This window comes from Flavobacterium sp. CF136 (assembly GCF_000282055.1).
Lineage (GTDB): Bacteria > Bacteroidota > Bacteroidia > Flavobacteriales > Flavobacteriaceae > Flavobacterium.
The window spans coordinates 62,154-78,633 of record NZ_AKJZ01000015.1; the positions used below are offsets into that span (position 1 = coordinate 62,154).

A 16,480-nucleotide genomic window follows, 5' to 3' on the forward strand; every position below is an offset into this window, starting at 1 on the left:
AATTTTAACCGAAATACTAAAGTAACAAAAGCTCTTTTAAGAGCTTTTGTTTTTTATGTTATTATCGTTTCAGACTAAAATGGCCTCTAAATTCTGCACCATTCAATCGGGTAACGGTAAACCAGTAATCCGAAGCGGGCTCATCCTGTCCGATGTAAGTTCCGTCCCAGACAGTATTTACAGTTAATTCTTTGATGAATTTTCCATAACGATCAAAGATTCGGATTCCGGTATTTGGTTTCAAATAAGCAAAATCAATTGTCCAGGTATCATTGTAACCATCGTTGTTTGGAGTAAAAAACTTAGGAAAAGGGAGCTCTTCAACATAATTAATGCAGTCTGCAGTTGTGGCTTCCAGAATCTGAATAGTAATTGGAGTTCTATCGCTTTCACAATTGTTTACGGTTTGTGAAGCATAATAGGTAATTCCATTTTCGAGAGGAGTTGATTCTGATAATTCTGTTCCTGCAATTAAATCATTGTACCATTTTATGTTTTCTCCTGAAATTTTAATGTTATCTATTGTTGCATTTTGTTGTACACAGAAACTCTGATTAATATCTACTATTAGAGATTTTGTATCCTGAATTTTTACACTAATAGCAAACCTTTCGCTTTCACAATTGTTTAGTGTTTGCGTAGCATAATAAACACTATTTTGAAGTGAAGTCGTTTCGGTCAAAACATTTCCATTAATAGCAGAGTCATACCATTTAATAGCTGCTCCTGTAATGTTAATATTGGTGATGGTTGCATTTTCATCAATACAAAATTGTTGATTATTATTTCCTGTTGGCAATGGAGTGTCATAAATCTGAATTAAAACAGGAGTTCTATTACTTTCACAGCCTATAGTTTCTGAAGCATAATACGTTTTATTATTTTCTAATAAAGTGGTGTTAGGTAATGCAGCTGTTGCGATATTGGAATCGTACCATTTTATATTTTGCCCCTGCATTATAATATTGCTTAGAGCTGCATTGTCCTTTTTGCAAAATGACTGATTTGCATTTCCTGCTGGAGCAGAAGGGGTATTTACAATTGAAACAGTAATTCCAAATCGAGGACTTTCACAATTATTAACAGTTTGAGAAGTATAATAGGTTTTACCGTTAACAAGATTTGTGGTTTCTGCTAATAAAGAACCGTTACTTAACGCATCATACCATTTTATTGAATCTCCTGTCACTTGAATCTCTGTAATTGTCGGATTTTGACCAGTACAAAAAGGTTGATTTGCATCTCCGGTTGGTACTAAGGTATTTTGAATATTGACAGTTACTGGTATTCTATCACTTTCGCAGCCATTAATAGTTTGAGATGCATAATAGACACCATTGTTTTGAAGTATAGTTGTACTTGGTAAAAGTGTTCCTGCTGTTTGGGCATTGTACCATTTTATATTTTGTCCTGTGATAACAACATTGTCTAAAGTGGCGTTTTGTTGAAGGCAGAAGGTTTGTGGAGAGTTTGCAGTTGGTAATGGCTGGTCAGTAATCGTAATAGCTTGATTTTGCGTTGACGAATTTCCGTTTCCGTCGTTATAATTCCATACAATTGTGTAAGTCCCTGGTAAACTATAAGATAAAGGATTTGTAGTTGTCCCTGTAATTTGTCCTACACAGACATCTGTAGCAGTTGGGATTGTATTTATTACAGTATTACAATCGCCAGTAATTGTTGGTAATGTTACAATATTAGGAACTGGAGCTTCTATATCTCCAATTACAACAGTAATTTTTTTAGTGTCATCGCAACCACCAGTTCCAGTTATTAAACAACTGTATTCTCCGCTATTAGCTATTGCTGCATTTGCAATTGTCGGATTTTGATCTGTCGATGTAAAACCGTTTGGTCCAGACCATGAATAATTAGTTCCTCCTGATGCTTTTAGTTCTAATGTTTTACCGATGCAGACTGGAGAGTTGCTAGAAAGTGTTGTAGTTAGTTCGCAATCTTGAAATTCAGCAACAAAAATGTCAATAAATCCACCTCCATTTTCTTTATGTGTACCAGGTGTGCTTAAATCTTTCGAGTCATCATAAACAGTGCGTCCAGAAACGACAATTTTTCCGTTAGAATAATCAATACTTTTAAGGAAATCACCTCCTATTCCACCATAATAAGTACTCCAGTTTAACTCCCCGGTTGTTGAAAATTTTGCAATAAATCCGTCAGGTCCGCGTTTAACGGTGTTTTGAAAAGAATTTGGAGTAGCAATATTGTTTTGACTATCTGTGTATCCAATTAAATATATATTTCCTTCAGGTGAAATGAAACAGTTTGTTCCTGAATCTGTATAAAGAGTAGAGTTGTCTCCAAAATATGTTCCCCATATTCTATTTCCGTTCGAATCAAATTTTGCTATAAAGGCATCTTGCCCACCTGTATTTTGTGAAGTTTTAAATGCTCCTGCAGTGGAAATACCAGTTAAACTTTTTGTAGTACCGATTATGTATACATTATTCAAATTATCATAGCCAATCCCTTCTATTAAATCTGAATTTTCAGATGTGTCTGTATCACTTTTATCTCCACCATAATAGGTACTCCAAAGTTTTGTGAAATTGAGGTCAAACTTTATTAAAAATCCATCTACGGAATTTTGGGTTGTTTTAAAAGCCCCAGGTGTTGAAATATTTGGATAGTAATTAAAGAAATCATCAACATACTTATTTCCGGCAAAAAAGACATTATTGTTTTGGTCAATTGTACTGCATTTAATTACAACTGGAAAATAACTGCCATAAAGCCTATTTCCGTTTTTATCAAACTTGGCAAAGAATCCTGAATATAAATCAGGAGAAGCATTTAATGTTTTTTGATAGGCATTGGGAGTAGATATTCCTTCAATACTATGGGTTTCTCCTGCTATTATTATATTTTCATTACTATCTAAAGAAATCGCGTCTGCACGTTCGAAATTTTTTCCTCCAAAATAAGTTCCCCAGATTCTTTGACCATTTGAATCAAATTTCATTAAAAGAGCATCTGTAGAATCTAAAGTTTCTTTGTGAGAATTTGGTGTCGAGAGCACTCCTGAAGATGCATATCCAGCTATGTAAATCTCATTTTGAGAATTAATTTTAGCAGCTTGCACTCCCGATCCTCCTAAGTATGTGCCCCAAATTCTCAACCCGTCTGAGTTTAATTTAACCATAAAAGCAGAACCGAAAATAGTTGAAGTTGATTGGAAAGCGCCTGCAGTAGCTATTCCACTATTATTTTCGCTACTTCCGGTAAAAATAGTATTACCCAGACTATCAAAATTAATGGAATTTGGTTGGTTAGTAAGATATCTATCACCATAATAAGTTCCCCAAAGTCTAAGTGGTACAGGATCAATTACAATAGTTTTCCCATCAACATAATGATCGGAATCAAATCCATAAACATCTTTTTTAACCTTCCTATATCCAACAGCAATCTCCTTTTTGCTTCCTCCATCTTCAACCCAACTCGCAGGAAGCGTTTCTTCCATTTTTCCAAAACGAACATTCATCTGGATTTTATTATCAACCAATTCAGTTTCTGCACCATTAAATTTTAATTGGATATCAGATATTTTTCCTTTTGGATAAATTATAAAATTATATTCAACTGTTTTTTGAGGATCATTCGGAACTGTAAAAACTATATCAATATTAGGATAGATATTTTTGTAAGTAATTTGTTTGTATTGATGAACGCCAACAATACCATCAGGTTTATTAGGAATATTGTAATAATTGTCAAAATCTTTTGATTCGTGGCTGGTAATTAATTCCACTTTTGAATTTGCATTTACAAAGTCAATGTCGATTCTGTGAAATGTATATTCTAATGTATAGTCAGTTTGCTCTGTTTTTTCTTTTTCGGGAATTTTATGGGTAAGTGTTTTTGATTTTTCTGAACAAACAATTGGAATCTTTTTTACTTCATAAATATCATATGAAAAACCTTTTTTTTTAAGTTGAACATTTAATCCATTAGTATTCAATAAATATTTTACAGCAGTATTTGGTTTTCCTTTTTGATTAATAATTTGTCCTTTATTTTCTTTAAAACCAACTGACTGATTTACGTTTTGAGAAAATGATTGCAGGCTAATTATAAAAAAAAATAAAAGTAATGTATGTTTCATCCGAATAATTTGATTGCCGCAAATGTAATTAAATATATACAAAATAAAAGTAAAGTAAGCAGTCGAATCTTTTCATAAAAACAAAATAAATATCCCGTATTTTTGCAGAAAATAATTCCTTTTGAACACAAAGCTTTTCATTATCACACCACCTTTTACCCAACTGAATACTCCGTATCCGGCAACAGCGTATATAAAAGGGTTTTTGAATACTAAAAACATCGAATCCGTTCAGGCAGATTTGGGTATTGATGTGATTTTGGAATTGTTTTCAAAGAAAGGATTAATTGATTTGTTTCAGGTTTGCTCCGCCAATTCGGCTTCCAGCCTCGGGTCAGGTTACAAGTTTGAAGTTGCTGGAAATACAATTTCAGATAATTCTAAACGTATTTTTGCTTTGCAGGATGAGTATATCAAAACCATTGATGCCGTAATTCAGTTTTTGCAGGGAAAAAATCCAACGTTGGCTTTACAGATTTGTCAGGAAGATTTTCTGCCCGAAGCTTCTCGTTTTGCACAGTTAGAAGAACTCGATTGGGCTTTCGGAACCATGGGAACACAGGACAAAGCGAAACATTTGGCGACTTTATATCTAGAAGATATTTCAGATTATATTGTGGAATGTGTCGATGAAAATTTTGGCTTTAGCCGATATGCAGAGCGTTTAGGCCGAAGCGCAAATTCTTTTGATGAATTATATGAAGCTTTACAGCAACAACCAACTTATATTGATTCGATTTTAATTTCTCTTTTGAAAGCTAAAATCGAGGCTGTAAAACCGACTTTCTTTTTAATTTCTGTTCCCTTTCCGGGAAATTTATACAGCGCTTTCAGATGTGCGCAATGGGTAAAACAAAATCATCCTGAAATTAAGATTTCTATGGGGGGAGGTTTTCCAAATACCGAATTACGGTCTCTTTCTGATGCACGTGTTTTTGAGTTCTTCGATTTTATCACTTTAGATGATGGTGAAGTTCCAATTGAGGAACTTGTTGAAAACTTGTCATCCCGAGCGGAGTCGAGGGGCGAGAAGTATTATAAAAGAACTTTTTTATTAGAAAACGGAGAAGTCGTTTACAAAAACAATTCGCTGAAACACGATTATAAACAAGTATTTGTCGGAACGCCGGATTATTCAGATCTGCCTTTGGATAAATACATTTCGGTTATCGAAATCGTAAATCCGATGCACCGAATGTGGAGCGACGGACGCTGGAATAAACTCACCATGGCGCATGGCTGTTATTGGGGAAAATGTACATTTTGCGATATTTCGTTAGATTATATTAAAGTTTACGAACCTGTAGCCGCCAATTTATTGTGCGACCGAATGGAAGACATGATGCAGCAAACAGGTCAGAATGGTTTTCATTTTGTTGATGAAGCTGCGCCGCCTGCTTTGATGCGTGCTTTGGCTCTCGAAATTTTACGCAGAAAATTAGCAGTAACCTGGTGGACAAACATTCGTTTTGAGAAAAGCTTCTCTGCAGATTTATGTTTATTGCTAAAAGCTTCAGGCTGTATTGCTGTTTCCGGTGGATTGGAAGTAGCTTCAGACCGATTGTTAAAATTAATTGATAAAGGTGTAACCGTAGAACAAGTGGCAAAAGTAACCCGAAATTTTACAGAAGCCGGAATTATGGTTCACGCGTATTTGATGTACGGATATCCAACACAAACGGTTCAGGAAACTATTGACAGCCTTGAAATGGTGCGTCAGTTGTTTGAGGCGGGAATTTTGCAATCCGGTTTTTGGCATCAATTTGCTATGACGGCGCATAGTCCTGTTGGATTGTATCCGGAGAAATTTGGCGTAACTAAAGTTACAGAAACTATCGGAACTTTTGCCAATAATGATATCGATTATACCGATTCTACCGGAATTAATCACGATAAATTCAGTTTTGGATTAAAGAAATCACTCTTCAATTTTATGCACGGAATCTGTTTCGATTACGAATTGCAGGATTGGTTCGATTTTAAAATTCCGAAAACGAAAATAGATCCCGATTTTATTTTTAATGCACTGGAAGAAGGAAATGATTTCAATACAAAACCAAATGCAAAAGTGGTTTGGTTAGGAGGAAAGCCAGCCGTTGATCATTTCACCAAATCTAAAAAAGGCCAGACTTGGGAAATGCTGACCCTGACTTTTCACGATAAAAAAGAAAGTTTCACGATTCAGACCAATAAAAATGAAGGGGAATGGCTTGTGGAGATCTTGAAAAAAATCACAGTTTCAAACAGCAAAAATTATACTTTTCAGGAAGTAAAAACTGATTTTGAAACGAACTATGAGGATTTCGAATTGTTTTGGTATTCAAAACCAATCAATACGTTACGTGAATTTGGTTTGTTGGTTTTATAAAGCTTCAATAGCAAATCGAAAACCAATTCCGTGAAGGTTTTCAATAGAAATTCCTTTTTCGTTTATCAAAATTTTACGCAAACGCGAAATAAAAACATCCAGGCTCCTACCCATAAAATAATCATCAGTTCCCCAAAGCGAGGTTAAAATCTGCTCTCTTTTTAAAACAGAATTTTTATTATCGAGAAATAATTTCAGAAGTTCGGCCTCACGTTGTGTGAGACTAATTTTTTCTGTTTCATTAAAAAGAATAAAGTTTTTAATATCAAACTGATATTTTCCGATTTCGTAAAATGATTTTTTGACTGCATTATTTTTTTGCGAACGCTTCAGGAATATTTCGATTTTAAGAATTAATTCTTCAATACTAAAAGGTTTTACGAGATAATCATCTGCACCCAAACGCAGTCCTTTTATGCGGTCTTCCTTTAGTGTTTTTGCCGAAAGGAAAATGATTGGAATATCGGTATTGATTTTTCTAATTTCTGCTGCCAATTCAAACCCGTCCATTTTTGGCATCATAATATCGAGAATGCAAATATCAAAATCTTCTTTTTTGAAACTTTCAAAGCCTGAATTTCCGTCAGGACAATGTGTTACATCATAGTTATTTTGTTCCAGATTATCTTTGGTCAAAAAGGCTAATGTTTCATCATCTTCGGTATAAAGAATTTTAAAATTTTTCATTTTCTATATGGAATTGACAGTGTTATAGTACTACCTTTTTCTAAATTATTGATGGCGTTAATTTTCCAGTTTTGTAAGTTGCAAATCTCTTTTACGTAATATAGACCGAGCCCAAAACCAGTAACTTCATTACTTTTTTCATTTTGAATCCGGTAAAACTTATCAAAAATATAAGAGATTTTTTTAGACGGAATTCCAATTCCATTATCAATGAATTCTAATTTTAAGGATTGGTTTTCTTTCGAAATCCGAATGAGAATTTCAGGTTTTTCAGTACAATATTTTACTGCATTATCTAACAAATTGTAAACTAAATTGGTAAAATGAAAAACGTCCGTTTCAATTTTATAATTATCAGTATCCGTTTCAATTTTAATATTGGCTTCCGGGTATTTTAATTGAATATTAATAATCGTTTCTTCTATAACCGGTACTATCAAAATCGATTCCGTTTTTAACTCTAAAGGAGTATAATCAGATTTGGCAATGTTCAAAATTTTCTCGATATGATTATTCAGTTTATTGCTCTGATTGATAATAATATCAGTATAAGTATGTAGTTTTTTATCTTCTTTGATTGGATTCTGTTCAATTAAATATTTCGAAGCAATTAAAATCGAAGACAATGGCGTTTTAAATTCATGTGTCATATTATTGATGAAATCACGCTGTAATTCGGAATATTTTTTTTGTTGTAAAAGCGTAAAAATCGAATAAACATAAATCAATAAAATAAGAATTAATGCTATGGAAAGTATAAACCAAAAACGCATCGAACTGAATAAATAAGTGGTTTCATTAGGGAAACGAACCGCAAAATAATAAACCAGGTTTTTATGTTTAGGGAAGTAAACAGTTTGCTTTCCTTTTCCTTTTTCAGATAATGAAATGTAGTTTCCGTAAACCATTTCATCGCTTTGGCAATTGTACATGGCATATTCAAAATCAGTGGTGATATTCATTTTTTTGAATTCTGATTTCAAATAAAACTCTAAAATATCGGCTTCAAAATCGTTATCGATATTTACAATATAATAATCGTTGGCAATTTTCTGAACCGGATTTTGGGATGGTAATTCATGATTTGTGCCTTCATATAATTTTTTGGCGACTTCCAGTAAAGCAATATGTGTCTTCTGGCTTAACTTTTTTTGTTCTAAAGTAAAAGCCTCTTTTGTCCATAGCAATTGTACAACCAATATGCTGATGATGGCCGCTAAACCTAAAAGGATAATGCTATTGAGTTTGTTTATTTTCAAGGAAAAATAAAATTTATTAAAATGTAATATTAATCAAATTTATACTTAAAAATACCCATTAACAAGTCGTTAACAAACATTTGAGACCGCTTAACAGCGAATTGATTTTTTCTAAGGTAGTTTTGAAATATAAAATTTAACTATAAACCATTTAAATAGATAAACCATGAAAATTATTAAAATTTCGATGTTAGCTTTAGTTTTGGGTCTAATGTCTTTTTCAGCAATAGCACCAGTACAATCATTAGTTTCTAACATAAAAACAGAAACTACGGCTTCTGTAATTGTATGGAAAACTGAGTCAATTGATGTTGGTGAAATTCCACAGGGAACTCCAAAAGCAATTGTGTATGAATTTAAAAATACAGGAAAAGCAACAGTTGTGATTACAAATGTTCAGGGATCTTGTGGATGTACAGCAACAGATTATACTAAAGAACCAATTTTACCCGGTAAATCGGCTAAAGTAACCGCTACTTATAATGCAGCTAATAAAGGTGGTTTTACAAAAACAGTAACAGTAACAACAAGTGCAGAAACAACACCAAAAATCCTGACTTTAAAAGGAACGGTAATTTAAAATAAAAAGTTGATTATAAAGGGGAAAAACTCCAAATATGTGATGTATTTGGAGTTTTTTTATACTTTATTTTTGTTGATAATATTGTTGTTAAAATGAGTGTTTATTTTTTTATAAAAGGACTCTTTTCATGAAAACTTTTCTATTTTTATTAAAAATATCAATATGAAAATTTTGTATCCGCTTGCGGCAATAATAATTCTTTTTACAGCTGTTTCATGCAACTCCAAATCAAATAATAAAAAAGGAAACCAAATAAATAAAGCAAAGGCAGAATTACCTGAACTGAAGATTCCGATTGATAGTACTGATATTTCTAAGTTTTATCAGGCGTATCCTAAACTGGTTAAATTTCAGGAAGATGTTTTGTCTTTATATAAGAAAAAGAACTCTGCTCAATTATGGTTAGATAATAAAGGTGTAGTAGAGTTTGGAAATACTTTATTCAATAAATATAAAGGTTTGGGTGATGAGGGCTTAAAAGCTAATTTTCCATACAACGAAAAAATTAATTCAATTTTCGAGCGCACTTCAGAAAACAAATTATCGAAAATAGATACGGATTTGATGATAACCAATTTATATTTCTATTATGCTGAAAAAGTATTTAGTGGTTTCGATGAAAAAACATCAACATCCTTAGAATGGCTTTTACCCCGAAAAAAAGTAAATTATCAGGTACTTTCAGATTCCATTTTTAAACATTCTACTATTAATGACGATAATAAAAGTAAAATGTTCAGCCAGTATTATAAACTGCGTGAAGCGTTGAAACAATACAGAGAAATAGAGAAAAAAGGAGGCTGGAAAACTATTGAAGTCAGTGATGATTTTAAAAACCTAAAATTAGGAGATTCGGCTATAACAATAGCTCAAATTAGAGAAAGACTTTCTATTACAGGAGAACTTAAAGAAAACAGTAAAAGTGCCGTTTGTGATTCGGTTTTAATTTCGGCTATGAAAGACTACGAATTACATCATGGATATACGCCTAAAAATATAATTTTAAAAGAGCATATTGACGAAATGAATATTCCTGTTTCAGATAGAATCAAAACCATTATTGCAAATATGGAGCGTTGCAGATGGATTGATCCTGAATTAGAGAAAGGGGAAGAATTTATCGAGGTTAATATTCCTGAATTCAGATTATATTTAATTCGAAATCATGAAATTGTTTTTGTGTCGCCAGTTGTAGTAGGAAAAGCCATGACCAAAACCGTTATTTTTAGCGGTATGATGAATAATATTGTTTTTAGTCCGTATTGGAATGTTCCTCAAAGTATTATCAACAAAGAGATCAAACCCGGAATGGCTAAAAACAAGAACTATTTAGCTGAAAAACATTTAGAATGGAATAATGGTGTGGTTCGACAATTACCGGGAATAAATAATTCACTTGGTTTGGTAAAATTTTTATTTCCAAATTCAAATAACATTTATTTACACGATACACCGTCAAAAAGTTTATTTGAAAGAGAAAACAGAGCTTTTAGCCATGGTTGTGTGCGTGTGGCAAAACCCAGGGAATTGGCAATTGAACTTTTAAAAAACGATCCTAAATGGAATCCGGCCCGAATTGATAAAGCAATGCATGCCGGTAAAGAAAGCTGGTATACCTTAAAAAAGAAAGTTCCTGTTTATATTGGTTATTTTACTGCCTGGGTAGACAGAAAAGGACAATTGAATTTTTATAAAGACGTTTATCAAAGAGATGAAAGTTTGATAAAATTATTGACTGAAGAATAACTATTTATTTAGATAATACATCAATACACTTATAAAAACGTTTAGTGTAATGTTCTGAATTCAGTTCGCTAATAGTTACCTTATTCGCTTTTCCGGAAGAGGCATGTATAAACTTTGACTGCATGCCGTTTGCCTCACAAACAATTCCAACATGGCCTACGATTGTTCTGTCTTTATAACCGTAAAAAACTAAAATATCCCCAACTTTAAAATCTTCAGGGGCTAATGCAGTTCCTATATTTTTATAGCCATTAGAACTTCGCGGCAAGTTTATATCAAAATTATTAAATACATAATTGACAAAGCCTGAACAGTCAAACCCCCTTTGAGGACTATTTCCCGCATATAAATAAGGAGTGCCCAAATATTTTTTGGCATACATAATAATGGAATCCCTGTCAATTGCAGTTTGGTTTTTTTGAATTTTATTGATTACTGTTAGATTGTCTTTTTTTGAAAATGAAGAGAATAGAACGGATGCGGCAAATAATATATAGATGGGTAGTTTCATTTAATAAGTACTGAAGTGTATAAATTCAAAGGTAGGGCTAAGTTTTGGAAATCAAAGTAAAAGGTTGCTAATGAATGCCGGAAATGGATAAATGGGCAGAATTGCTTTTGGTGTTTTTTTATTGCATTTTGATATTTTAGTATCTTTTTTGATAATTCATTTGGGGTATATTTGTCAATCGTGTTTATATTTTAACAAATAAATTATGTTTCTCAAAAAAATACCACTTTTAATTTTGTTTTTATTGATTTCGATTGTTTCGACTTCACAAAATAAAACCAATACATTTCTTTATGAGGGCCGGGTTGACAAACTCCAGGATAATAATGTTGTCCTAATTGGAACGGCTTCTTCGGTTTCGTTCAATTTTACAGGAGATAAATGTTCAATTTCTCTTCAAAGCATTGATTCCTGGGAACATCATAATTATGTTTCTTTAGTTTTGGACGGAAAGTATATTGGAAAATTGAGAATTGAAAAAGGGGCTGCCCAATCTTTTCCAGTAAAGATTACTTGCGATAAAAAACATCATAATCTCACGATTTATAAAACTACAGAAGCACAAAGCGGTAACGTTTTATTTGCCGGAACTACTGCAAAACTAACTTCGATTTCTTCAAAAAAGAAAAAGAAAATCGAATTTATAGGAGACTCTATTACATGCGGTGCTGCAAGTGATGATTCCGATGTTCCTTGTGATCAGGGCGAATATTTTGATCACCATAACGGGTATTTTGCTTATGGTCCGACACTTTCCAGAGAAATTGATGTTGATTATTTAATGAGTTCTGTTTCCGGAATTGGAATGTACCGTAACTGGAATGACGAAAATAAAGACGAAGGTATTATGCCGGATTTATATGGGAATTTGTATTTAACAAAAGATGCTTCAAAACCTAAATATGATTTTGCTTTTCAGCCCGATATTATCAGTATTGCTTTAGGAACCAATGATTTTTCCGGTGGAGACGGGAAAAAAGAACGCCTGCCTTTTAATCCTGAAAAATATGTTTCGAACTACATTAATTTCATCAAAATGCTATACAGTCATAATCCAAATGTACAGATAGTAATTACGAACAGTCCAATGGTTGGCGGTGAGAAAGGAATTGTTTTTGAAGAATGTCTGAATAAAGTTAAAGATGCTTTTAAAGACGATAAAACACATAAACCAATTGTGATATTTAAGTTTAAACCAATGACTCCGAAAGGCTGTAGCTGGCATCCAAATCTTGCCGATCATAAGGTTATGGCTGATGAATATGGTCCATTTTTAAAAAAGCTGCTAAATGAAAAATAATATATTTAAGTTTGCTTTCTTTCTGTTGATTTCCAGTACTATGATGGCAAACGTTTCGCTACCCAATATTTTTGGTGATAATATGGTTTTACAGCGTAATTCCGAAGTTAAAATCTGGGGCTGGGCGAGTCCAAAAGAAGAAATTAAACTGGTTTCCAGCTGGAATAATCAGGAATATAAAGTTACGGCCAACAATCAGGCACAATGGGAACTTAAAATAAAAACTCCCGAAGCAGGCGGACCATTCACGATTTCTATAAAAGGATATAACGAAGTAGTTTTGAAGAACATTCTGATTGGTGAAGTCTGGGTTTGTTCCGGACAATCGAATATGGAAATGTCGGTAAGCTGGGGAATTGATAATGGAGAAGAAGAAGCAAAAAATGCTGCAAATCCGAATATTCGATTTTTTACGGTTCCAAAATTGACAGCTACAACTCCACAAAACAATTTATTAGGAAACTGGACAGAATCGACTCCGGAAACCATGAAATATTTTAGTGCTGTCGGATACTTTTTCGCGAAACGTTTAAGAGAAGATTTAAAAAATGTTCCAATCGGATTGATTTCTTCCAATTGGGGTGGAACTCCGGCGGAAATCTGGATGCCGGAAGAAGTGATTCAGAACGATCCTCTTTTATTAGAAAACGCTAAAAAATTAAACGAACAGGAATACGGACCGAGACAACCGGGACGTGCTTATAATGCAATGATTTATCCTTTTGTTGGATTTAAAATTGCAGGAACGCTTTGGTATCAGGGTGAATCGAATGTGGGATCTACAGTTTACGACAAAACATTGTCGGCTTTGATAACTTCCTGGAGAAAAGCATGGCAGGATGATTTCCCTTTTTATTATGTACAAATTGCACCTTATAAAACTGGCACCAATAATTTCTCGAATGTTACTCTGAGAGATTCCCAAAGAAAATTACTTAAAGAAGTTTCGAATACCGGAATGGTTGTAATCAGCGATGTTTCTGATACAATAGATATTCATCCAAAAGATAAAAAATCGGTTGGAATTCGTTTGGCGAATTTAGCTTTGGCAAATACGTATAAAACCAATTCAGGTTTAGTAAACGGTCCGGTTTTTAAAGATTTTAAAGCGGAAAAAAACAAAGCAATTGTTTCTTTTGATTCTGCTGAAGGTTTGCATTTTAAAAATAAAACATCCAATCAATTTGAAGTAGCCGGAGCCGATGGCGTTTTTTACACAGCCGAAGCCTCGATTAAAAATAATCAGGTGATTTTGACGAGTAAGAAAGTAAACGTTCCGGCAAAAGTTCGTTTTGCATGGGGAAATACAATACAATCTGATTTGTTTAATAAAGTCAATTTGCCTGCTTCGTGTTTTATTACGGAATAGGTAGTTAAGATTTTTGATTAACGATTTTTGATTTGAGATTTTGCATATTCTTGTCTAAAAAAAATCAAAAAGTTCTCGTTTGCCTTTTTTGGGCAAACAACACGCTCAAAATAATAAACTAACTAACCATGAGGAATAAAAAAATATTAACTATTGGGGTTTTTACCCTCTTTACTGTTGGAAATATGAACGCACAGAAAAAGCCATATCTGGATAAAAATAAAACGATAGAACAACGCATTGATTTGCTTTTACCATTAATGACTTTGGAAGAAAAGGCAGGTCAAATGAATCAATATAATGGTTTTTGGGATGTTACCGGACCAGCACCAAAAGGAGGAAGTGCAGAATTGAAATATGAACATTTGCGAAAAGGATGGGTAGGGAGTATGCTGACAGTTCGCGGTGTGAAAGAAGTTCGTGCCGTACAGAAAATTGCAGTTGAAGAAACGCGTTTGGGAATTCCGCTGATTATTGGTTTTGACGTAATTCACGGTTATAAAACATTGAGTCCAATTCCATTGGCAGAATCGGCAAGCTGGGATTTGGAAGCGATTAAAAAATCGGCAGCTATTGCGGCTGATGAAGCTTCGGCATCCGGAATTAACTGGACTTTTGGCCCAAATGTAGATGTTGCCAATGATGCTCGTTGGGGGCGTGTTATGGAAGGTGCCGGAGAAGATCCGTATTTAGGAAGTAAAATTGCAACGGCAAGAGTGAAAGGTTTTCAGGGAGAAACAATTGCTGATTTGACGAAAATAAATACGATTGCAGCATGTGCGAAACACTTTGCGGCATATGGATATGTTGAAGCCGGATTAGAATATAACATTGTTGATATTAGTAATTCTAAATTATATAATTCGGTTTTGCCTCCGTTTAAAGCGGCTGTAGATGCAGGAATTCGTACGTTTATGAATTCATTTAATACACTGAATGGTGTTCCTGCAACCGGAAATGCATTTTTACAAAGAGATATCCTGAAAGGAAAATGGAAGTTTGACGGTTTTGTAATTTCAGATTATGCTTCGATTCGTGAAATGATTGCTCACGGTTATGCAAAAGACGAAGAAGATGCAGCTTTAAAAGCTGTAGTTGCAGGTTCTGATATGGATATGGAATCGTATTTGTATGTTGCCAAATTAGTTGGTTTAGTAAAAGAAGGAAAAGTAAAAGAGGCGATGGTTGATGATGCTGTTCGCAGAATTTTACGCGTGAAATTTGAATTAGGTTTATTTGATGACCCATACAGATATTGTGACGAGAAACGCGAAAAAGAAACTATTGGAAGTAAAGCCAATAATGATGGTGTCCTTGACATGGCGAAAAAATCAATCGTGCTTTTAAAGAATGATAAAAATTTGCTTCCGCTAAAGAAATCCGGACAAAAAATTGCTTTGATAGGCGCACTGGCAAATGATAAAACCAGCCCGTTGGGAAGCTGGAGAATTGCGGCTGATGACAATACGGCGGTTTCGGTTTTAGAAGGAATGCAGCAATATAAAGACAATAAGCTGACTTTTGAAAAAGGTGCTGACCTGACGGTTGGAAAAGTTTCTTTTTTGGATGAGGTTGTTTTTAATACAACTGACAAAAGTGGATTTGAAGCAGCTAAAACTGCAGCAAAAAATGCTGATGTAGTGGTAATGGTTTTAGGAGAACATGGTTTTCAAAGCGGTGAGGGCAGAAGCAGGACCGATCTTAATTTGCCCGGTTTACAGCAGGAATTGCTTGAAGAAATTTATAAAGTGAATCCAAATGTTGTTTTGGTTTTAAACAACGGACGTCCGTTGAGTATTCCGTGGGCAGCAGAAAATGTTCCTGCAATTGTTGAAGCATGGCATTTAGGAACCCAAAACGGAAATGCTGTTGCGCAAGTATTGTATGGAGATTATAATCCGAGTGGAAAATTGCCAATGTCTTTCCCGAGAAACGTAGGTCAGGTGCCAATTTATTACAATAAATATAATACCGGAAGACCTGTAAATACTGATAAAAATGTGTTTTGGACACATTATACGGATGTTGAGAAAACACCTCAGTTTCCGTTTGGATTTGGTTTGAGTTATACTAAATTCGATTATAAAAACCTGAAATTAAACAAAACTGATTTCGCAAAAGGAGAAACTGTTAAAGTTTCCGTTGAAGTTACAAATTCAGGAAATTATGACGGAAAAGAAGTAGTGCAATTATATATTCATGATGAGTTTGCAAGTATTATTCGCCCGATTAAAGAATTAAAAGGTTTTGAATTAGTTAATTTGAAAAAAGGAGAAACGAAAACAATATCTTTTACTTTAACCGAAAAAGAATTAGGTTTTTATGATAATGAAGGAAATTATTTAGTAGAACCGGGAACTTTTAAAATTATGGTTGGAGGAAGCTCTGATGCTGGTTTGACGAGCGGTTTCGAATTGAAATAGATTAAAAAAAAATAACTTGGAAATATTTTTTTCACGCGGATTTAGCAGATCCCCCAATCTGCAAATCTGCGTGATTTTTTTTTATTAGCTAAAGTATATTTTACTAATTTG

General features: G+C 33.7%; 10 protein-coding genes. 6 read left to right on the forward strand and 4 right to left on the reverse strand.

The genetic code is table 11. From position 1 onward, the window contains the following. Positions 1–61: 61 nt before the first annotated feature. Positions 62–4,123, reverse strand: coding sequence for a DUF7948 domain-containing protein (locus PMI10_RS06420; protein ID WP_007805839.1), 4,062 nt, complete (start codon positions 4,121–4,123; stop codon positions 62–64). A gap of 121 nt (positions 4,124–4,244) precedes the next feature. On the opposite strand from PMI10_RS06420, the gene PMI10_RS06425 reads away from it, so the two are divergent. Continuing rightward, positions 4,245–6,491, forward strand: coding sequence for a B12-binding domain-containing radical SAM protein (locus PMI10_RS06425; RefSeq protein WP_007805841.1), 2,247 nt, complete (start codon positions 4,245–4,247; stop codon positions 6,489–6,491). Here PMI10_RS06425 and PMI10_RS06430 read toward each other — a convergent pair. Together PMI10_RS06430 and PMI10_RS06435 are read right to left on the reverse strand one after the other, a co-directional pair. Next, complete coding sequence (locus PMI10_RS06430; protein ID WP_007805843.1) at positions 6,486–7,178, reverse strand: response regulator transcription factor; 693 nt, start codon at positions 7,176–7,178, stop codon at positions 6,486–6,488. The two genes, PMI10_RS06425 and PMI10_RS06430, sit on opposite strands and share 6 nt — an antisense overlap. Further along, complete coding sequence (locus tag PMI10_RS06435; protein ID WP_007805845.1) at positions 7,175–8,437, reverse strand: sensor histidine kinase; 1,263 nt, start codon at positions 8,435–8,437, stop codon at positions 7,175–7,177. The genes PMI10_RS06430 and PMI10_RS06435 overlap by 4 nt, the downstream gene beginning before the upstream one ends. Before the next feature lie 166 nt (positions 8,438–8,603). On the opposite strand from PMI10_RS06435, the gene PMI10_RS06440 reads away from it, so the two are divergent. Continuing rightward, positions 8,604–9,017, forward strand: coding sequence for a DUF1573 domain-containing protein (locus tag PMI10_RS06440; protein WP_007805847.1), 414 nt, complete (start codon positions 8,604–8,606; stop codon positions 9,015–9,017). Between the two features lie 165 nt (positions 9,018–9,182). Then, complete coding sequence (locus PMI10_RS06445) at positions 9,183–10,766, forward strand: L,D-transpeptidase family protein (RefSeq protein WP_007805849.1); 1,584 nt, start codon at positions 9,183–9,185, stop codon at positions 10,764–10,766. A 4-nt stretch (positions 10,767–10,770) separates the two neighbouring features. Here the strand turns inward: PMI10_RS06445 and PMI10_RS06450 are convergent, their stop codons facing one another. Next, the gene (locus tag PMI10_RS06450) at positions 10,771–11,277 is read right to left on the reverse strand and encodes a C40 family peptidase (protein WP_007805850.1); all 507 of its coding nucleotides are present in this window, start codon (positions 11,275–11,277) and stop codon (positions 10,771–10,773) included. 205 nt (positions 11,278–11,482) lie between these two features. Here PMI10_RS06450 and PMI10_RS06455 point away from each other — a divergent pair, with 205 nt between their 5' ends. The 3 genes from PMI10_RS06455 to bglX all read left to right on the forward strand — a co-directional run bounded on the left by PMI10_RS06455 (position 11,483) and on the right by bglX (position 16,369). Next, positions 11,483–12,577: an SGNH/GDSL hydrolase family protein gene (locus tag PMI10_RS06455; RefSeq protein WP_035631497.1), complete on the forward strand. Its 1,095-nt coding sequence runs from the start codon at positions 11,483–11,485 to the stop codon at positions 12,575–12,577. Next, positions 12,567–13,946: a sialate O-acetylesterase gene (locus tag PMI10_RS06460; RefSeq protein WP_007805854.1), complete on the forward strand. Its 1,380-nt coding sequence runs from the start codon at positions 12,567–12,569 to the stop codon at positions 13,944–13,946. Before PMI10_RS06455 ends, PMI10_RS06460 begins: the two co-directional genes overlap by 11 nt. Positions 13,947–14,074: 128 nt before the next feature. Beyond that, the gene (bglX, locus tag PMI10_RS06465; protein WP_007805855.1) at positions 14,075–16,369 is read left to right on the forward strand and encodes a beta-glucosidase BglX; all 2,295 of its coding nucleotides are present in this window, start codon (positions 14,075–14,077) and stop codon (positions 16,367–16,369) included. Positions 16,370–16,480 lie beyond the last annotated feature (111 nt).